A 19,457-nucleotide genomic window follows, 5' to 3' on the forward strand; every position below is an offset into this window, starting at 1 on the left:
CTAGGTCCTGCGGACCAAGTCTTCCTATCCTCTCCCCCAAGGGGAGAGGAGAAGGGGACTGCAAGGTTGACGTTTACGTAAACGCCAATTATGGCGCAGTGCACAATTTTTCGAGAGGAGCTTTGAGCCCATGAAAATCCTCGTTCCCGTGAAGCGGGTGCTCGATTACAACGTCAAGCCGCGGGTCAAGTCCGATGGCACGGGCGTCGATCTCGCCAACGTCAAGATGTCGATGAACCCGTTCGACGAGATCGGGGTCGAGGAGGCGATTCGCCTGAAGGAAAAGGGCGTCGCGACCGAAATCGTCGCGGTGAGCGTCGGCCCGGCGAAGGCGCAGGAAACGCTGCGTACCGCACTCGCGATGGGTGCCGATCGCGCGATCCTGGTGCAGACCGACGATCCGGTCGAGCCGCTCGCGCTCGCCAAGATCTTCAAGGCGATCGCCGACGCCGAACAGCCGGGTCTCGTGATCCTCGGCAAGCAGGCGATCGATGACGACAACAACCAGACCGGCCAGATGCTCGCAGCCTTGACCGGCTGGGCGCAGGGCACCTTCGCCAGCGCGGTCAATGTCGAGGGCGACAGCGTCAGCGTCACCCGCGAAGTCGACGGCGGCCTCGAAACGGTGAAGTTGAAGCTCCCCGCGATCGTCACCACCGACCTTCGCCTCAACGAGCCGCGCTATGCCTCGCTGCCCAACATCATGAAGGCGAAGTCGAAGCCGCTCGATACGAAGGCGCCCGCCGATTATGGCGTTGACACCGCGCCGCGCGTCAAGACGGTCAAGGTGTCGGAGCCGCCCGTCCGCTCGGCCGGCGTCAAGGTCGCCGATGTCGATGAACTGGTTGCCAAGCTGAAGGCGATGGGAGTGCATTCATGAAAACGCTCGTTTGGGTCGAACATGACGGCAGCGCCGTCAAGGACGCCACGCTCGCCGCGGTGACCGCCGCCTCGAAGCTCGGCGAAGTCCATCTCCTCGTCGCCGGCGCCGGCGTCGATGGCGTCGCGAAAGCCGCGGCGCAGATCGCCGGCGTTGGCAAGGTGCATGTCGCCGATAACGCCGCTTTCGGTCACAATCTGCCCGAGAATGTCGCGCCGCTCGTCGCCGAGCTGATGGGAAGTCACGACGCCTTCGTCGCGCCCGCGACGACGACCGGCAAGAATATCGCGCCGCGCGTCGCCGCGCTGCTCGACGTGATGCAGATTTCGGAAATCCTGTCGGTCGAGGGTCCGAAGACCTTCACCCGCCCGATCTATGCCGGCAACGCGATCGCGACCGTCGAATCGTCGGATGCGAAGCTCGTCCTCACCGTCCGCGGCACCGCTTTCCAAAAGGCCGCCACCTCGGGCGGTTCGGGTGCGGTCGAGGCCGTCTCGGCCGGCGGCGACGCCGGTATCTCGAGCTTCGTCGGCGCCGAGATCGCCAAGTCGGAGCGTCCCGAGCTCACCAGCGCGAAGATCATCGTGTCGGGTGGCCGCGCGCTCGGTTCGAGCGAGAAATATCAGGAAGTCATCGTCCCGCTTGCCGACAAGCTCGGCGCCGCGCTCGGCGCCAGCCGCGCCGCGGTCGACGCGGGCTATGTCCCCAACGACTATCAGGTCGGCCAGACCGGCAAGATCGTCGCGCCGGAGGTTTACTTCGCGATCGGCATCTCGGGCGCGATCCAGCACCTCGCCGGCATGAAGGATTCGAAGACGATCGTCGCGATCAACAAGGATGAGGACGCCCCGATCTTCCAGGTCGCCGACCTCGGCCTCGTCGCCGATCTGTTCAATGTCGTGCCCGAGCTGACCAGCAAGATCTGAACCGGGCCGCCATGACATGAACCGAAAGGGCGGCCCGTCGTGGCCGCCCTTTTTCTTTTCGGGAGAGTGACATGTCCCTGATCCTCGTCACCCGCGACGACGCCGTCGCGACCGTCACGCTCAATCGGCCCGAGGCGATGAACGCGCTGTCGCGGGCGCTGCGCGCCGAGTTGGCGGCGGCGATGCGCGATCTCGCCGCCGATGGCGGCGTGCGCGCGATCGTGCTGACCGGCGCGGGGACGCGCGCTTTCACCGCCGGGCTCGATTTGAAGGAACTCGGCGCCGACACCGGGAATCTGGGCGCCGCCAATGCGGAGAGTGCCGACGAGAATCCGGTGAAGGCGATCGAGCTGTGCCCGCAGCCGGTGATCGGGGCGATCAACGGGGTTGCCATCACCGGCGGGTTCGAGGTCGCGCTCGCCTGCGACATATTGATCGCATCGACCAACGCGCGGTTCGCCGACACCCATGCGCGCGTCGGCATCATGCCCGGCTGGGGCCTGTCGCAGAAATTGTCGCGGATGATCGGCATCGCCCGCGCCAAGGAACTATCGCTGACCGGCAATTTCCTGGGCGCCGAGGCGGCGCGCGACTGGGGACTCGTGAATCGCGTCGTGGCACCCGAGGAGCTGCTTCCCGCGGCGCAGGCGCTCGCGCGCGATATCGCGAGCGCCGACCCGGCGATGGTGCGGCGCTACAAGACGCTGATCGACGACGGCTATGCGCTGCCCCTCGGTGAGGGTCTCGCGCTCGAACAGGCGCGATCGACTGCGGCGAACCGCGCGGTCAGCGCCGACGAGGTCGAGGCGCGGCGGCTCGCGGTGATGGCGCGGGGGCGCGAGCGCGCCGGCTGATCGCGGCGCGGCTTGCCATCGGGAAGCTGACGCCTTAGCCTTCTTCCCATGAAAACGGGGGGATGGGTCGTGGGCGCCGCGCTGCTGTCGAGCAGTGCGCCGCTGTGTGCAGCCGACAAGAGCGCGCCGGTCGTGCTCGAACCGTCGTCGCCCTGGAACGTCCACTACGCGGATGATTCCTGCCGATTGATACGCGTGTTCGGCAGCGGCAAAGAGGCGGTCACGCTGATCATCGACCAGTTCGAGCCAGGTGACAGGTTTCGCATGTCGTTGATAGGCAAGCGGATGAAGCGCCCGGCCGGCAGCGCCGACGCCCGCATCCGGTTTGGCGCGATCCTGCCCGAACAGGATGTCTTTTTCTATTCGGGTTCGGTCGGCAAGAATCCCGCTTGGATATTCGCTTCCGACATCCGCATCCGGCCGCTGTCCGAAGCCGAAAAGGCAGCACTCTCCGCACAAGGCAGCACTCCGGTCGCGCCGGTCACCGACGGGGACAAGGCATCGGTGACCGCCATCGACATCGGCAGACCGCTGCGGCATCCGCTGCGCCTGTACACGGGCCCGATGAAGGCGAGTTTTGCCGCCATGGATGCCTGCACCGATGAACTGCTGACCCATTGGGGGATCGACGTCGCGCGCTACAAGACGCGGTCGCGACCCGCGACCCCTGCCGACTCGCCGGGAACTTGGCTAAAGAGTGGCGATTATCCGATGGACATGCTGCAAAAGGGACAGCCCGGCATTGTCGAATTCCGGCTGGCCGTCGGGGCGGACGGAGTTCCCACGGCCTGCCATATCCAGCAATCGACCAATCCCGAGGGCTTTGACCGGACGGTTTGCGAAAAACTGATGAAGCGGGCCCGCTTCGAGCCCGCGCTCGACAAGGCTGGTAAGCCAATGGCCTCCTATTATCGCGACACCGTGCAGTTCGCCATTCCCAACTAGGAGCGGGTGCGCGCCCTGACCGGCCCGCCCGATTGCCTCTTGCGGTCCCGAAAAATACTTAGCAAGGTTAAGTAATGACCGAGCTTGCCGACCCGCTCTCCGCCTTCATGTCGCGCACCGCGGGTCCCGGCGCGCTGTCGGGCCTGTCGCGTCTGTCGGGCGGCGCGAACATGGAAAGCTGGGCGTTCGACTGGGCTGGCGAAGGCTATGTCCTCCGTCGCGCCCCCTCGGCGGATTATATGGAAGGGCGGCCCTATGGCCATGCGGTCGAGGCGGCGCTCGTCCGCGCCGCGCACGCGGGCGGGGTGAGGGCGCCCGAAGTCGTCGGGGTGCTCGCCGATGCCGATGGCATAGGCACCGGCTATGTGATGCGGCGCATCACTGCCGACGTGTCGCCCGCGAAGATATTGGCCGCGCCGCCGCCCTCGCTCGTCGCCGATCTCGGCCGCGAGCTTGCGCGCATCCACGCGCTGCCGCGCGCCGCGATCCCCGAGGGCATTCCGGTGATGGATACCGCCGAGGCGCTCGCCGAGCTCAGGGCGCGCTTCCTCTCCTATGGTGGCGACCGGCCGGTGATCGCGCTCGCGATCAAATGGTGCGAAGATCATCTGCCCGCGCCCGCCGAGCCGGTGCTCGTCCACGGCGACTATCGCATGGGCAATGTCATGGTCGAAGCGGATGGCCTTGCCGCGGTGCTCGACTGGGAACTCGCGCATCTCGGTGACGCGCACGAGGATCTGGCGTTCGGCTGCATGACCGTATGGCGCTTCGGCGAGCTCGACCGGCCGGCGTTCGGGGTCGGCAGCCTCGAGGACTATTTCGCCGCCTATGAGGCCGCGGGCGGCCGGGCGGTCGATAGGGGCCGCTTTCGCTTCTGGCTTGTCTACCGCACCCTGTGGTGGGCGCTCGGCTGCCTCCAGATGGGGCAGGCGTGGCGCAGCGGCGCCGACGCCACGGTCGAGCGCGTCGTCGTCGGGCGGCGCACCGCCGAGCAGGAACTCGATCTCGTCCGGCTTCTGGAGGAGGAAGCGCCCCAGGAAGAACGCTCGCGCCCGCTGCCGCCCGCGCCGCCGGCCGCCGCGCCGCCGGCAGGTGAGCCGACGACGCGCGAAATGGTGCAGGCGGTGCGCGACTGGCTGGGCGAGGCGATCAAGCCGCACGCCGAAGGGCATGGCAAATTCCAGGTCGCGGTGGCGATGAACGCGCTCGGCATAGCGATGCGCGACCTCGATGCTGGTACGCGCGCCGAGGACAAGGCGCTCGCCGCCGCGCTGCTGGCCGGCCGGACGACGCTTGCCGAACCGGGGCTGCTCGCGAATCTGCGCCGCGCGGTGCTCGAAAAATGCGCCGTCGACAGCCCCAAATATGCCGCGCTCGCGCGGGCGAAGAGCGAATGGGGCGGTTAAGGAATCTACGCCCCTCCTGCCGTTCGTGCTGAGCTTGTCGAAGCACCGTTCTTCTTTCCGACGTCCGAAAGAAGAACAGCCCTTCGACAAGCTCAGGGCAAACGGAGTTGGGTAGCGAAGGACGGATCAAAGGGAGACGAAGATGGATTTCGCGATGGCACCCGATCTGCAGGCCTATCTGGACGAACTCGACGCCTTCATCGCGGCCGAGATCAAGCCGCTCGAAGAGGCCGACGACAATATCCGCTTCTTCGACCATCGCCGCGAGCACAGCCGCACCGACTGGGACAATCAGGGTCTGCCGCGCCACGAATGGGAAGCGCTGCTGAAACAGGCGACGAGGCTGGCCGATGCCGCCGGGCACTGGCGCTTTTCGGCGCCGAAGAAATATGGCGGCAAGGACGGGTCGAACCTGTGGATGGCGGTGATCCGCGAGCATTTCGCGGCGAAGGGGCTCGGCCTTCACAACGACCTCCAGAACGAGCACAGCATCGTCGGCAACTTCCCCTTCGTCGAGATGTTCGAGCAGTTCGGCACCAGCGACGAGCAGAAGGCCGAGTTCATCCTCGGCGGCTTCGAGGGCAAGCGCCGCACCGCTTTCGGCCTGACCGAGCCCGACCACGGGTCGGACGCGACGCATATGGAGACGCGCGCGGTGCGCGAGGTCCGCGACGGGGTCGACGGCTGGCGGATCGACGGCGAGAAGATGTGGACGACCGGCATGCACGTCGCCACCCACTGTGCGACCTTCTGCCGCACCAGCGGCAATGACGGCGAGGCGAAGGGCATCACCTGCCTGCTCGTTCCCAATCCGTCGCCGGGGCTTGTCATCGAGGAATATCTCTGGACCTTCAACATGCCGACCGACCATCCGCGCGTCAGCTTCACGGGCGTCTGGGTGCCCGACAGCGCGCGGCTCGGCCCGGTCGACGGGGGGCTGTCGATCGCGCAGAGCTTCGTCCACCAGAACCGGATTCGCCAGGCAGCCTCATCGCTGGGCGCGGCGGTCTATTGCATCGAGGAAAGCGTGCGTTACGCGCGCGAGAGGAAGCCGTTCGGCGCGGCGCTGGCGAAGAACCAGGCGATCCAGTTCCCGCTCGTCGAACTCGCGACGCAGGCAGAGATGCTCCGCCTGCTGATCCGCAAGACCGCGTGGGAAATGGACAATATGCCGCACAAGGAGGTCGAGCACCGCCTGTCGGACAAGGTCAGCATGTGCAACTACTGGGCGAACCGCCTCGTCTGTGAAGCCGCCGACCGCGCGATGCAGGTCCATGGTGGCATCGGCTATTCGCGCCACAAGCCCTTCGAGCATATCTATCGCCACCACCGCCGCTACCGGATCACCGAGGGCGCCGAGGAGATCCAGATGCGGAAAGTAGCGGCCTATCTGTTCGGCTATCTGGGACCGCGGCGGGAGACGCTGGGGAAGATTTGAACCGGGACGACGGATGATTTGGGGTGGGGAGCCGTCGTTGAGGGTGGCGCGCCTTCTCCCCTCCCGCTTGCGGGAGGGGCAGCGAGGCTTGCGGACTTGTCCGCTAGCCGCGGCGGGGTGGGCACACCGCACCGTCGCTGCCCACCCCCGACCCCTCCCGCAAGCGGGAGGGGAGAATAACGTCCGCTACGGGGCTTTTGCGGCTCCAGGCTGTTCGTCCGGTCGATTTTCTTCGCCAATCCTCTTTTGTCCGCGCCCTGCCGATGCCACATGGAGGATATGAGCGACGAAAAGCCCTGGCCCGACACGATCCGCGCCGGCGGGTGCGAGCAGCACGAGCCGCTGGTGCGCCGCGTGCTCGCCCCCAATCCCTCGCCCTATACCTTCACCGGCACGCAGACCTGGATCGTCGGTGCCGGAAACGACGTGGCGGTGATCGATCCCGGCCCGACCGGATCGGGGATGAGCATCGGCGATCCGCCCGACGCGAACGGCGCCGGCCATGTCGACGCGATCCTGCGCGCGGTTGAAGGGCAGCGCGTCGCGGCGATCCTCTGCACCCACACCCACCGCGATCACAGCCCCGCCGCGGCGCCGCTGAAGGAAGCGACCGGGGCGCCGATCGTCGGCTGCGCGCCGCTTGCTCTGTCCGATGACGGGCCGCGCGCGGATTCGGCTTTCGACCCCGACTATGCCCCCGACCGGGTGCTCGCCGACGCCGAGCGCATCGCGGGCGACGGCTGGACGCTCGAAGCGGTCGCGACCCCGGGGCATACCTCCAATCATCTCTGCTTCGCGCTTGTCGAAAGCGGCGCGCTGTTCACCGGCGATCATGTCATGGCCTGGTCGACCAGCGTCGTCAGCCCGCCCGACGGCGACATGGCGGCTTATATGGCCTCGCTGAACAAGCTCTACGATCGCGACGATCGCGTCTATTATCCCGCCCACGGTCCCGCGGTGACCAAGCCGCGGCAACTCGTCCGTGGCATGCTCGGCCACCGCAGGCAGCGCGAGCGGCAGATTTTGCGCGAACTCGAAAAGGGGACGGACGTCATCCCCGACATGGTGAAGCATATGTACAAGGGACTCGACCCCCGCCTGACCGGCGCTGCCGGTCGCTCGGTGCTCGCGCATCTTCTCGACCTCGAAGCGCGCGGCCGCGTGACGCGCGAGGCCGAGGCGTGGAGGCTCGCGTCGTGAGCCGCGGGGTCTTCCGCATCGCGCTGCTCGCGATGCTCGCGCTTGCGCTGTTTCTCGGCTGGCGCGCGTGGGACGGCTGGCAGCGCGGCTATGATCCCGAAACCGTCGTCGCCGCGAGCCTGCAGGGGCTGCAGGAACAGAATATCCTCGTTCCCTTCACCGCGCGCTATGTCGCGGTGGTCACCTCGACGCAGAGCCGGCTCGGGCTGAGCGCCAAGAAGACGCTGATCATGCCCGGAACGGTGCGCTACGAACTCGATCTGGCGAAACTGAAGCCATCGGACCTCGACTGGGATGCGGCGACGAACGCGCTGACGGTGACGCTGCCACCGCTGCGGCTCGCGGGGCCGGAGATCGACATCGACGCGATCAGCGAGTTCCGCGACGGCGCGATCCTGCTGACCCTGACCGACGCCGAGGAGCTTCTCGACGCCGCGAACCGCAAGGCGGCGCAGGAGGAGCTGATCAAGCAGGCCAAGGGGCCGACGCCGATGCGCCTCGCGCAGGGCGCGGCGCGGACCGCGATCGAACAGAGCTTCGCCATGCCGCTGACGGCCGCGGGGATCGACGCGAAGGTGACCGCGCGCTTCGCCGGGCAGCCCGCCGGCTGAATCGGGCTTCCTGCGCGGCGCAGGCTGGAGTAGACAATCCCCGGGTCGCATCGGGAGATGCGGATATGGCGACAGCGGGGGGCGCGGCAAGCGCCGAACGATTCTGGCAACGGATGGCGATCGGCCTCGCCGTCTTCATCGTCTTCGGCTTCCTGCAATTCACGGCACGCGGGTTCGTCGATCCATGGCGAGCGCCCGCATGGGTGCATCTGCACGGGCTGGCGATGCTCGGCTGGCTCGCGCTGCTGATCGTCCAGCCGTCGCTGGTCGCGCGCCGCAACCTTGCCCTCCATCGCCGGCTTGGCTGGCTCGGCGCCGGGCTCGCGCTGGTCATCACCGTCCTGGGCGTCTTCACCGGCGTCATGGCGCTGGTGCTGCATCGCCAGCCGCCTTTCTTCGTGCCGGCCTATTTCCTGGCGCTGACGACGGTCGAGTCGCTCGTCTTCGGGGCGATGGCGGCCTGGGCGATCCGGCGGCGACGCGTGACCGACTGGCACCGGCGGCTGATGATCGGGGCGACGATCGTCGTTCTCGAGCCCGCGCTCGGCCGGCTGCTGCCGATCCCGCTGATGGGCGCCTGGGCCGAGCCTGCGGTCGCGCTCTGTCAACTCGCGGCGGTTGCCATCGTCGCCGCGCATGACCGGCGGACGCGCAGCGCCGTCCATCCCGCGACCTGGGCGATCGCGGCGGTTGTCATCGCGACGCGCATCGCCATATCGCTGCTTGCCATGACGCCCCCCGTCATTGCGCTCGCGGCGCGGCTCGCCGGCGGCTGATACGCCGAATTGCCCTGCCGCCGGGCGCGGTGTAGGAGGCGCGTGGCCAACGCCACGACAAGGACAAGCCATGACTGCTCCCATCCGCGAAAACCTGACCGGCCTCGACCTGCGCGCTGAAATCGACCGGCTGCGCAAGGAGCGGAATGCCGTGATCCTGGCGCACTACTACCAGAAGCCCGAGATTCAGGACCTCGCCGATTTCGTCGGCGACAGCCTCGAACTCTCGCGCAAGGCCGCCGACACCGATGCCGACGTCATCGCCTTTTGCGGCGTCAAGTTCATGGCCGAAACCGCGAAGATATTGTCGCCCGAAAAGATCGTCGTGCTGCCCGACATGGACGCCGGCTGCAGCCTCGAGGACAGTTGTCCGCCCGAGCAGTTCAAGCGCTTCCGCGCCGAGCATCCCGACCATATCGCGCTGACCTACATCAACTGCTCGGCGGCGGTGAAGGCGCTCTCCGACATCATCGTCACCTCGTCCAGCGCAGAGACGATCATCAGCCAGATCCCCGAGAGCCAGCCGATCATCTTCGGCCCCGACCGCCACCTCGGCGGCTATCTCAACCGCAAGTTCGGGCGCGAGATGCTGCTGTGGCCGGGCGTGTGCATCGTGCACGAGGCGTTCAGCGAGACCGAGCTCCTGAAGCTGAAGGCGCAGCATCCGGGCGCGCCGGTCGCGGCGCATCCCGAATGCCCGCCGCACATCATCGATCACGCCGACTATGTCGGCTCGACGAGCGGCATCCTGCAATTCGCGAAGAGCTTTCCGGGCGACACGCTGATCGTCGCGACCGAGCCGCACATCATCCACCAGATGGAAAAGGCGCTGCCCGAGAAGACTTTCATCGGCGCGCCGGGCGCGGACGGCAACTGCAACTGCAACATCTGCCCCTATATGGCGCTCAACACGATGGAGAAGCTCTACCTCGCGCTGCGCGACCTCCAGCCGCGGATCGAGATGGACGAGGAACTGCGCGTCGCCGCGAAGAAGAGCCTCGATCGCATGCTCGACATGGCGTCGGGCACGGTGGGGAAGGGTGATCTGGGACGCGCCTGATCCCCCGAGTCGGGGATCGAAACGTTCGAGTCGCGTTCACCTCGAGGCGGGGAAGGGCCCGATTCGAATCCGAAAATGTTGCGCTGCTGTTACAAAAATGCTGCGCAGCAAAGCCAAGTTGCTAATGCCGGACTTATCCACAAGCGCGGCGGCTTTCGGCGTGTTTTTTGTTGGTGGTCCACGGGCTTCGTGTCAGCTTCCAATCATCGGACGACAGAGACGTCGGACCACCGGGACACGAAGGATGGTTGCAAGACCAACCCGAAGGAAGCGGAGCGGATCGACGAGGACGTAGACCGATACTCCGGTCACGGAACGCAGCAATTCCCACGAGTTGAAGCGAACCCGATCGGAATGGAAATGCAGTCCATCGCCGGACAAGAGCGACTGTTTCGGCAGAGGCTCGGACCAGATGATGAAGGGCTTTCCAGGTGCGGCCGGCCCCCGAAAGGGGGCCGACCAAACCGCCGCCGGATTGGTTCCGTGCGCGCGGCGACGGATCGTTTTGCGGGCCGCTGATCGCAAGAGAAGCGGACCGGGATGAACCGGAGCGAGCGGCTGGAGGCAGGACCGGATAGTGGGGGTTGGCAGCGATGCCGGCCCCCATTTCGCGTGGGCGGCAAAGTGAAATGGCGCGAAACGGCCGGAAGCTGACATTATTTTAATCGTCATCCCGGACTTGATCCGGGATCCATTCGCGCAGCGCTGGAGGAGTGGATCCCGGATCAAGTCCGGGATGACGTAGGTCTAAAAGCGACCGGTAGCGGCCATAAGATCCTCCCCGGCACGGGGAGGGGGACCGCCGAAGGCGGTGGAGGGGCGGGAGGCCTGAAGCGGCGTGGCGTGAGGACGCGAACCCCCTCCGTCAGCCCCTGCGGGGCTGCCACCTCCCCACAAGTGGGGAGGATTTGAATGTCCGCTCCCCACCCCAAAGCGGCCATCCGAAAAGCATGGAGAAAAATCACGCGGTGTGACCCCCGTCACATCGCCGCCGCCGCGTGCATCCTATCCCTCCGACTGCGACCCGGAACAGTTCCCGATCAGGAACTGATCCCACTTTCCCGGCCGGGTCGTTCGGGTCCGGCCGGGAACCTTTTGCGCCGCGCTGGCATTGTGCTGACATCGGCAAAGCGATGTTCGGACACGACAAGGCGCTGACGAAAACGCCCTCGTGCGGCCCATCGCCCCGGTCCATTATGGGAGCAAATATATGGGTATCATCATCACGCTCATCGTCGGCGGCATCATCGGCTGGCTGGCGAGCATCGTCATGCGCACCGACGCGCAGCAGGGCATTTTCCTCAACGTCGTCGTCGGCGTCGTCGGCGCCTTTCTGGGCAATATCCTCGGCGGCATGTTCGGCAGCGGCGCGTCGCTCAGCACCTTCAGTCCTGTCGGCCTGCTGTGGGCCTTCATCGGCGCGATCGTGCTGCTTGCGATCATCAATCTGGTGCGTCGCGGCAGCGTGCGCTGATGGATCGGCAGCGGCGCCATGCCGCTGCCATTCCATTAGGAGAATTGAAAAATTTGCGTTACCATCACGGCGCCTGCCACGGCGGGCGGCAACGAAGATCGTAAGGGGGTCATCTTATGACTTGGATTATCGCAATCATCATGGGCGGTATCATCGGCTGGCTGGCGAGCATCGTCATGCGCACCGATGCACAGCAAGGTATTTTCCTCAATATCGTCGTCGGTTGCTTGGGGTCGATCCTCGGCCGCTTCCTGTTCGGCCGCTTTCTGGGCGGTGGCCATCTGCGCGGCGACGCCTTCGACCCGATGACGCTGCTGACGGCGTTCATCGGCGCGGTGATCCTGCTCGCCATCGTCAATCTGGTGCGCCGCGGCAGCGTGCGCTGAGCCGGCGACCGTGACGCGGCTCCCTTCGGGGAGCCGAACCGGAAAAAGGGGCGGTCGACAAGGCGTCGGCCGCCCTTTTTCATGCGCGCCCACCACTGGAATTCGCTGTGCGAAGCGCCTATGAGCCCCGCCCTCCGGGGGCGTGGTCGGATTCCAGTTTCCCGCTTGCCAGCGGTGATTTAATTCGATAATACACCTTCGAAATTATCTGGGTCCGGCCGTGGGGGCTGAGCGACGGGTCGCACGCTATCGCGAGCCCGGCCTTTGTGGACCGCAGAGGGGAATTCGGCGTGAACTACGAGCGGAAAGTGGATTCGATGGACAGCTTGGCGGGCTCGACGCATGGCTTTTACGAAGAGGCGGACAACCGCCGCAAGCGCACGCGCCTGATCATCGCGCTGGTGCTCATCGCGCTGGTGCTGGCGCTCGCCTGGTACGCCTTTTCGGCGAGCAAGGGCGGCGGCGACGCGGCCGCGGACGGTGCCGCGGGCGCTGCCGCCGCGCCGACGGTCACGGTCATGGTGCCGGGGATGCAGTCGGTGCAGTCGGCGATTGCAGCCAACGGCACGATCGCCGCGCGCCGCGAAATGCCGGTCGGCGTCGCGGGCGAAGGCGGCCAGGTGGTGAGCGTGCTCGTCGAACCCGGCCAATGGGTCGGCGCGGGCCAGACGCTGGCGGTGATCGACCGCTCGGTCCAGGCGCAGCAGGCCGCGAGCCTCGCGGCGTCGATCCGCGTCGCGCAGGCCGACGCCGACCTCGCCGAGGCCGAGCTCAAGCGCGCCGAGGCGCTCGTGTCGCGCGGTTTCATTTCCAAGGCCGACATGGACCGCAAGCGCGCGACCCGCGATGCGGCGCGGGCACGCGTCGGCGTCGCGCAGGCGCAATATCGCGAAGCCGTCGCGCGCAACGGCCGGCTCAACATCGTCGCGCCCGCGGCGGGCCTCGTGCTGACGCGCCAGGTCGAGCCCGGTCAGATCGTCGGCGCGGGCAGCGGCGTGCTGTTCCGCATGGCGAAGGGGGGCGAGATGGAAATGCTCGCCCAGCTCGCCGAGGCCGATCTGCAGCGCGTGTCGGTCGGCACGCGCGCGACAGTGACGCCGGTCGGCACCGACCTGCAGATCGAAGGGCAGATCTGGCAGGAATCGCCGATCATCAACCCCGATACGCGGCAGGGGACGGTTCGCATCGCGCTACCCTACAGCGCGGCGCTGCGCCCTGGCGGCTTCGCCGACGCGCGCCTCGTCTCCGGCGCCGAGCAGGCGCCGCTGCTGCCCGAAAGCGCGGTGCAGAGCGGTCCTGAAGGCAATTTCGTCCTGATCGTCGACAAGAACAATCAGGTCCAGCGCCGCGCGGTGAAGGTCGGCACCGTCACCGACGGCGGCGTGTCGATCGCGTCGGGGCTGACCGGCAACGAGCGGGTGGTCGTGCTCGCGGGCGCCTTCCTCAACCCCGGCGACAAGGTGAAGCCCGTCGTCCAGAAATCGTCGCAATAACCGGTCGCACCGCGCGTGATCGCATACAGGGCGCTTGAATCATGAGTTTTCGCAACATCTCCGCCTGGTGCATCCGCAATCCGGTGCCGCCGATCGTCCTGTTCGTGCTGTTGTTGCTCGCCGGGCTGATCAGCTTCAACCGGATGGACGTCAACGACAATCCCGACGTCGAATTCCCGGCGGTGCAGGTCATCGTGGTGCAGCCCGGCGCGGCGCCGACCGAGCTCGAAACCCAGGTCACCCAGCGCGTCGAGGCGGCGGTGCGCGGGGTCAGCGGTGTCGACGAAATGTCCTCCTATGTCGGCGAAGGCAACAGCAGCACCTTTGTCCAATTCGCGATCGGCACACCGATCGACCGCGCCTATAACGACGTCAATCAGGCGGTTTCGCAGATCCGCAGCGAATTGCCCGACGGCATTCTCGAGCCGCAGATCATGCGCGTCGACATCGCGGGCGGTCCGATCACCTATTTCTCGGTCGAGGCGGCCGACATGACGCTCGAACAGCTCAGCTGGTTCGTCGACAATACGGTGGCGAAGGAATTGCTGTCGATCCCCGGCATGGCGAAGGTCAGCCGCTCGGGCGGCGTCGACCGCGAAATCCGCGTCATCCTCGATCCGGCGCGGATGCAAAGCTATGGTCTGACCGCGAGCCAGGTGAACCAGCAATTGCGGCAGGTGAACCTGAACGCGGCGGGTGGGCGCGCCGAGATCGCGGGGTCCGAACAGGCGGTGCGCGTGCTCGGCAACGCCGCGAGCGCCTTCGACCTGGGCCAGACACGCATCGCGATCGGCAATGGCCGGACCATCCGGCTGACCGACGTCGCGAAGGTCAGCGACGGCTATGCCGAACAGCGCAACCTCGCCAAGCTCGGCGGTCGGCAGGTGCTCAGCTTCTCGATCGAGAAGGCGAAGGGGGCCTCCGACGTCACCGTCCACGATGAGACGATGAAGAAACTCGCGGAGATCAAGAAGAACAACCCCAAGGTCGACTTCAAGATCCTCTTCACGCGCACCGAATATACCAAGGAGCAGTATCGCAGTTCGATGGCCGCGATGATCGAGGGTGCAGTGCTCGCGGTCGTCGTCGTCTTCCTGTTCCTGCGCGACTGGCGCGCGACCCTGATCAGCGCGATGGCGATCCCGCTTTCGGCGATCCCGACCTTCTGGTTCATGGAACTGATGGGCTTTTCGCTGAACGGCCTGTCGCTGCTCGCGCTGAGCCTTGTCGCCGGGGTGCTCGTCGACGACGCGATCGTCGAGATCGAGAATATCGTCCGGCATATGCGGATGGGCAAGACAGCCTATCAGGCGGCGATCGACGCAGCGGATGAAATCGGCCTTGCGGTGGTCGCGACGACGAGCTCGATCGTCGCGGTGTTCCTGCCCGTCGCATTGATGCCCGGCGTGTCGGGGCAGTTCTTCATCCAGTTCGGTATGACCGTCGTCTTCGCGGTTCTGGTCAGCCTGGCGGTGGCGCGCATGATCACCCCGATGATCGCCGCCTATTTCCTGTCGGCGCAGGGCGAGCAGGACCATGCGTCGGGCCCGTGGGTCGACCGTTACGAGCGCCTGCTCGGCTGGACGCTGAACAGCGAGAAGCACAGGGCGGTGCGGGCACGCTATGAGGCCGTGCCGACGCGGCCAAGTTTCTTATCGCCGGGCTTGGTCTTGGCGGGCTTGGCGGTGCTGGCGTTGGTTGTGCGATATTTCCAGCCCGTCCCTGCCGGACAGGATGCGCCCAACCCGGCGATGTACTTCCTGCTGCTGACTCCAATCACCGCGATCATGGCCTTCTTGCTGGGCAATTTGGCCATGATATCATTCGGAGCGCTGGTGGTGTGGATCAATCGCGCAGCGCTGCGGACGGTAGTGAAGGTCTACTCGTGGGTCGCGGGCGTCTTCGCCCTGCTTTTCGCTATCCTCTGGCTGGTCGGGATACTCGCGCCGATCGCAACAGCCGCGACCATTTTTGCGGGAGTTGTATTGAGCGCCATTCTGTTTGGAGTGTTGGCCTGGTTGGCGGGCAGGTTGTTCGGGATGCACGAATGGCGTGTCGCCCTTTGGGCTCATTACATGGCCCAGCGCGTTTATGCACGCCTGTTCGACCACCGCGTGTGGATCGTCGGCATCGGCGTCCTTGCCTTTGTGATGAGCCTCATCTTGTTCGCGGTCATCCCGAAGCAGTTCCAGCCGACGACCAACAGCGACTACAGCCAGGTCAAATATGAACTGCCGCCGGGGTCGACGCTCGAGCAGAGCGAGACGATCGCGCGGCAGATCGGGGCGATCCTCGACAACAGCCCGGTGGTCGACACCGCCTTCTACGACGTCAATGTCGGCGGCGGAAATGCCTTCCTGACGCTCAAGAAACACCGCGAGGTCACCAGCGTCGAATGGGAGCGCAGCCTGCAGCCCAAGCTTGCGGCGATTCCCGACGCGCGGGTGACCTTCCAGAGCCAGTCGGGCGGCTTTTCGGGCCGCGACATCACCTTCGTCCTCGGCGGAGACGATCCCGTCGCGCTCGAAAAGCATGCGCTCAAGATCGTCGACGAGATGAAGGGGCTGAAGGAAATCCGGTCGCCGCGTATCGAGGGCGATATTCCGCGGCCCGAGATCATCATCAAGCCGCGGCTCGACCTTGCCGCCGACCTCGGCGTCACGACCGCGGCGCTCAGCCAGACGATCCGCATCGCGACGCTGGGCGACATCGACCAGAATGCGGCGAAATTCTCGCTGTCCGATCGCCAGATTCCGATCCGGGTGCTGCTCTCCGAAGATTCGCGACGCAGCCTCGCGACGCTGGAAAATCTGCCGGTACCCACCGCGAGCGGATCGACGGTGCCGCTGAAATCGGTCGCCGAGATCGGCTTCGGCGCGGGGCCGACCGAGCTTCGCCGCTACAACCAGACGCGGCGCATCGTGATCGGCGCCGACCTCGCGCCGGGGCTGGTGACGGGCAATGCGCAGGAAAAGATCGATGCGCTGCCCGCGGTCAAGAATATGCCGCAGGGCATCCGCAAGGTGATCCAGGGCGACGCCAAGTGGCAGGCCGAGATGATGCAGAATTTCTTCATCGCGCTCATCGCGGGGCTGATGCTCGTCTTTTCGACGCTGGTCCTGCTCTATCGCCGTTTCCTGTCGCCGCTGGTCAATATGTCGTCGCTGCTGCTTGCTCCGCTTGGCGGCCTGCTCGGCCTGCTGATCACAGGCATGGAAATCTCGATGCCGGTGTTCATCGGGCTGTTGATGCTGCTCGGCATCGTCGCGAAGAACTCGATCCTGCTCGTCGATTTCGCGATCGAGGAAATGGACAAGGGCATCGACAAGGCCGAAGCGCTGAAGGATGCGGGGCGCAAGCGCGCGCAGCCGATCGTGATGACCACCGTGGCGATGGTCGCGGGCATGGTGCCGACCGCACTGTCGCTGTCGGGCGACGGGGCGTGGCGCGCGCCGATGGGGGTGGTGGTGATCGGCGGGCTGATCCTGTCGACCCTGCTCACGCTGCTGATCGTTCCCGCAGGCTTCAGCCTTGCCGACAGCATCGAGAAACGGCTCGGCCGCTTCTTCTCGCGCAACCTGCTGACCTATCGGCCGGGCGACGACACCAGGCCGCACGCCGACCCGGTTCCGCACCCGGCGGAGTGAGGTTGCAACCTTTGCGCCGCGGCGCCATTTGACAGGGCATGACGGACCGCGTTTCTCCGCCTGCCGATCCCGGACGCGCCCACCCCCCCCATATGGACCGGGGGGTGGGCGTTGCCGTTCCGACGGGTGGGCTCAACATCCGCGTCGTCGCGACCGGCATGCTCATCGTCATGGCGTTCATCTTCGTGACCGCCAAATATTTTCAGGATGCGCACCCCGCCGTCGGTTTCGTGCGTGCCTTCGCCGAGGCGGCGATGGTCGGCGGGCTCGCCGACTGGTTCGCGGTCACCGCGCTGTTCCGCCATCCGATGGGGTTGCCGATCCCGCACACCGCCATCGTGCCGCGCAACAAGAACCGCATCGGCGATACGCTCGCGCGCTTCCTGCTCAACAATTTCCTGCTGCCGCGGCTGATCGCGCGCAAGATGCAGACGGTCGACGTCGCGGGCGCGGTCGGCCATTTCCTGTCGCAGCCCGCGGCGGGCGGCGGGCGGCTGAAGCTGGGGGCATCGCGGATCATCGCCGACGCGCTCGGCGCGCTCGACCAGAAGCGGCTGGGCGGCATGGTCAAATCGGCGATCGCCGACCGCCTGCGCGAACTCGACATCGCGCCGCTGCTCGGCCAGGCGCTGCAGGCGGCGCTCGCCGAGGGGCGGCACCAGCCCCTGCTCGACGCGATGGTCAAATGGGGGTCGAAGACGCTCGACCTCAACGCGCATCTGATCCACCAGATGGTGCACGACAATTCGAACGCGATCGTGCGCTTCACCGGGCTCGACGAAAGCATCGCCAACCGCATCGTCGCGGGGCTCGGCAAGCTGCTCACCGACATGGCGGCCGAGCCCGACCATCCGATCCGCCTGCGCGTCGAGGAGGGGCTCGCCAAGATGGCGCTCGACCTTCAGGAAGACCCCGAGGTTCAGGCGAAGGTCGCGAAGGTCCGCGACGAGCTGCTCGACAATGCCGCGGTCAAGCGCTGGCTCGATGGCCTTTGGGAACAGGGGCGCAGCGCGCTGCTCAAGGCGGCGCGCGACCCCGAAACGATGCTCGCGGGCCGGATCGGCGAACTCGTCACCCAGTTCGGCACGATGCTGGGCGAGGATGAGGCGATCAAGCGCACGCTCAACCGCTATGCGCGGCGCGCGGTGGTCGGCGCGGTCGACAGCTATGGCGAGACCGCGCTCCGCCTCGTCTCGGACACGATCCGTGGCTGGGACGCGAAGACGATCACCGACCGGCTGGAGAATGCGGTCGGCGACGACCTGCAATATATCCGCATCAACGGCACGCTGGTCGGCGGGCTGGTCGGGGTGCTGATCCACGCGGTGGATGTTTTGATTTGACTATTTCTTCGTCATTGCGAGCGTAGCGAAGCAATCCAGAGCGGGTTTGCGCAACTCTGGATTGCTTCGCTACGCTCGCAATGACGGATTTAGATGAGGCTGGCCAGCCCCTCGCGAAAGCTCGGATAGCGCGGTGTCCAGCCCAGCAGCCGCTTCGCCTTGCCGTTCGCGACGCGGCGGTTTTCGGCATAGAAGGCGCGCGCGGCGGGCGACAGGCCGGCTTCGTCGAGCGATTGCAGCGGCGGCAGCGGCGCGCCGAGCATCGCGCAACCCCATTCGACGAGGCGATTCTGATGGCAGGGTTCGTCGTCGGCGAGATTGTAGACGCCCGATGGGCCCGCAAAGGAGGCGATGACGCCGCCCGCGATGTCGTCGACATGGATACGGCTGAAAACCTGTTCCGGCAGGTCGATGCGGTGCGCGCGCCCTTCGCCGATGCGGTCGAGGATCGAGCGGCCGGGGCCGTAGATGCCGGGGAGGCGAAAGACGCTTGCGTCGCCGCGCAGCATGGCCCAGGCCGCGTCGGCGGCATTGCGGTCGGGACGGCGGCCCTTGATGGGCGCGCTTTCGTCGACCCACGCGCCGCGTGCATCGCCGTAGACGCCGGTAGAGGAGAGGTAGCCGACCCAGCGGGCAGGCGCGATCGCGATCGCCTCGCCATAGCGGGTGAGCACGGGATCGGCACCCTCGGCGGGCGGCACCGACGACAGGATATGCGTCGCGCCGCGCAGGGCGGTGATCACCGACGGCGCATCGTCGAAGGCGAGCGTGCCGCCGCGGCCGTCGCGCGTCGTCCCCGTCACCGCCCACCCGCGCGCGAGCAGGCGGTCGGCGAGCCGGCTCGCCGCATAGCCCATTCCGAAAATCAGCATATGGCTCATCGGCCGCCTTATTGCGCGGAGGGCGCCGCAAGCCTAGGATAATAAGTGACCATTTTTCCCGTTCGTGCTGAGCTTGTCGAAGCACCGTTCTTTGTCTTCAGGGGAAGAGAAGGACGGCCCTTCGACAAGCTCAGGGC

16 protein-coding genes are annotated in these 19,457 nt (G+C 66.3%); 15 read left to right on the top strand and 1 reads right to left on the bottom strand.

The genetic code is table 11. From position 1 onward, the window contains the following. The first annotated feature begins 130 nt into the window (after positions 1-130). From ACOTSS_RS02305 to ACOTSS_RS02375, 15 genes are all read left to right on the top strand, one after another. Complete coding sequence (locus tag ACOTSS_RS02305; RefSeq protein ID WP_448689933.1) at positions 131-880, top strand: electron transfer flavoprotein subunit beta/FixA family protein; 750 nt, start codon at positions 131-133, stop codon at positions 878-880. Beyond that, complete coding sequence (locus ACOTSS_RS02310) at positions 877-1,806, top strand: electron transfer flavoprotein subunit alpha/FixB family protein (protein ID WP_448689934.1); 930 nt, start codon at positions 877-879, stop codon at positions 1,804-1,806. The genes ACOTSS_RS02305 and ACOTSS_RS02310 overlap by 4 nt, the downstream gene beginning before the upstream one ends. A 71-nt stretch (positions 1,807-1,877) precedes the next feature. Beyond that, positions 1,878-2,660: an enoyl-CoA hydratase gene (locus ACOTSS_RS02315; protein ID WP_448689935.1), complete on the top strand. Its 783-nt coding sequence runs from the start codon at positions 1,878-1,880 to the stop codon at positions 2,658-2,660. Positions 2,661-2,729: 69 nt separating this feature from the next. Continuing rightward, positions 2,730-3,605: a TonB family protein gene (locus ACOTSS_RS02320; RefSeq protein WP_448689936.1), complete on the top strand. Its 876-nt coding sequence runs from the start codon at positions 2,730-2,732 to the stop codon at positions 3,603-3,605. Between the two features lie 74 nt (positions 3,606-3,679). Then, entirely contained in the window at positions 3,680-5,011 is a 1,332-nt protein-coding gene (locus ACOTSS_RS02325) for a phosphotransferase (RefSeq protein WP_448689937.1), read from the top strand. Between the two features lie 142 nt (positions 5,012-5,153). After that, a complete protein-coding gene (locus ACOTSS_RS02330) occupies positions 5,154-6,449 on the top strand; it encodes an acyl-CoA dehydrogenase family protein (protein ID WP_448689938.1) in 1,296 nt (431 codons plus the stop codon). 279 nt (positions 6,450-6,728) lie between these two features. After that, complete coding sequence (locus ACOTSS_RS02335) at positions 6,729-7,649, top strand: MBL fold metallo-hydrolase (protein ID WP_448689939.1); 921 nt, start codon at positions 6,729-6,731, stop codon at positions 7,647-7,649. After that, positions 7,646-8,260 (top strand): DUF4230 domain-containing protein, encoded by a 615-nt coding sequence (locus tag ACOTSS_RS02340; protein WP_448689940.1) that lies wholly within the window; start codon positions 7,646-7,648, stop codon positions 8,258-8,260. Before ACOTSS_RS02335 ends, ACOTSS_RS02340 begins: the two co-directional genes overlap by 4 nt. 65 nt (positions 8,261-8,325) lie before the next feature. Beyond that, on the top strand, positions 8,326-9,036 hold the full coding sequence (locus tag ACOTSS_RS02345; protein WP_448689941.1) for an adenylate cyclase: 711 nt from the start codon (positions 8,326-8,328) through the stop codon (positions 9,034-9,036). Between the two features lie 70 nt (positions 9,037-9,106). Then, positions 9,107-10,096 (top strand): quinolinate synthase NadA, encoded by a 990-nt coding sequence (gene nadA / locus ACOTSS_RS02350; RefSeq protein ID WP_448689942.1) that lies wholly within the window; start codon positions 9,107-9,109, stop codon positions 10,094-10,096. Positions 10,097-11,306: 1,210 nt separating this feature from the next. Then, a complete protein-coding gene (locus ACOTSS_RS02355; RefSeq protein ID WP_448689943.1) occupies positions 11,307-11,570 on the top strand; it encodes a GlsB/YeaQ/YmgE family stress response membrane protein in 264 nt (87 codons plus the stop codon). Between the two features lie 116 nt (positions 11,571-11,686). Continuing rightward, positions 11,687-11,956: a GlsB/YeaQ/YmgE family stress response membrane protein gene (locus tag ACOTSS_RS02360; RefSeq protein WP_448689944.1), complete on the top strand. Its 270-nt coding sequence runs from the start codon at positions 11,687-11,689 to the stop codon at positions 11,954-11,956. Between the two features lie 317 nt (positions 11,957-12,273). Next, positions 12,274-13,449: an efflux RND transporter periplasmic adaptor subunit gene (locus tag ACOTSS_RS02365; protein WP_448689945.1), complete on the top strand. Its 1,176-nt coding sequence runs from the start codon at positions 12,274-12,276 to the stop codon at positions 13,447-13,449. 41 nt (positions 13,450-13,490) lie between these two features. After that, positions 13,491-17,096, top strand: coding sequence for an efflux RND transporter permease subunit (locus tag ACOTSS_RS02370; protein ID WP_448689946.1), 3,606 nt, complete (start codon positions 13,491-13,493; stop codon positions 17,094-17,096). A 92-nt stretch (positions 17,097-17,188) separates the two neighbouring features. Further along, complete coding sequence (locus ACOTSS_RS02375) at positions 17,189-18,439, top strand: DUF445 domain-containing protein (RefSeq protein ID WP_448689947.1); 1,251 nt, start codon at positions 17,189-17,191, stop codon at positions 18,437-18,439. Between the two features lie 89 nt (positions 18,440-18,528). Here the strand turns inward: ACOTSS_RS02375 and ACOTSS_RS02380 are convergent, their stop codons facing one another. After that, positions 18,529-19,320 (bottom strand): SDR family NAD(P)-dependent oxidoreductase, encoded by a 792-nt coding sequence (locus ACOTSS_RS02380; protein ID WP_448689948.1) that lies wholly within the window; start codon positions 19,318-19,320, stop codon positions 18,529-18,531. Positions 19,321-19,457 lie beyond the last annotated feature (137 nt).

Source organism: Sphingopyxis sp. NJF-3 (genome assembly GCF_053514865.1).

Coding starts and splice junctions, on each gene's coding strand:
- ACOTSS_RS02360 (WP_448689944.1), top strand. CDS start 11,687: ATGACTTGGATTATCGCAATCATCATGGGCGGTATCATCGGCTGGCTG.
- ACOTSS_RS02375 (WP_448689947.1), top strand. CDS start 17,189: ATGGACCGGGGGGTGGGCGTTGCCGTTCCGACGGGTGGGCTCAACATC.
- ACOTSS_RS02355 (WP_448689943.1), top strand. CDS start 11,307: ATGGGTATCATCATCACGCTCATCGTCGGCGGCATCATCGGCTGGCTG.
- ACOTSS_RS02305 (WP_448689933.1), top strand. CDS start 131: ATGAAAATCCTCGTTCCCGTGAAGCGGGTGCTCGATTACAACGTCAAG.
- nadA (WP_448689942.1), top strand. CDS start 9,107: ATGACTGCTCCCATCCGCGAAAACCTGACCGGCCTCGACCTGCGCGCT.
- ACOTSS_RS02310 (WP_448689934.1), top strand. CDS start 877: ATGAAAACGCTCGTTTGGGTCGAACATGACGGCAGCGCCGTCAAGGAC.
- ACOTSS_RS02345 (WP_448689941.1), top strand. CDS start 8,326: ATGGCGACAGCGGGGGGCGCGGCAAGCGCCGAACGATTCTGGCAACGG.
- ACOTSS_RS02380 (WP_448689948.1), bottom strand. CDS start 19,320: ATGAGCCATATGCTGATTTTCGGAATGGGCTATGCGGCGAGCCGGCTC.
- ACOTSS_RS02335 (WP_448689939.1), top strand. CDS start 6,729: ATGAGCGACGAAAAGCCCTGGCCCGACACGATCCGCGCCGGCGGGTGC.
- ACOTSS_RS02365 (WP_448689945.1), top strand. CDS start 12,274: ATGGACAGCTTGGCGGGCTCGACGCATGGCTTTTACGAAGAGGCGGAC.
- ACOTSS_RS02330 (WP_448689938.1), top strand. CDS start 5,154: ATGGATTTCGCGATGGCACCCGATCTGCAGGCCTATCTGGACGAACTC.
- ACOTSS_RS02315 (WP_448689935.1), top strand. CDS start 1,878: ATGTCCCTGATCCTCGTCACCCGCGACGACGCCGTCGCGACCGTCACG.
- ACOTSS_RS02370 (WP_448689946.1), top strand. CDS start 13,491: ATGAGTTTTCGCAACATCTCCGCCTGGTGCATCCGCAATCCGGTGCCG.
- ACOTSS_RS02325 (WP_448689937.1), top strand. CDS start 3,680: ATGACCGAGCTTGCCGACCCGCTCTCCGCCTTCATGTCGCGCACCGCG.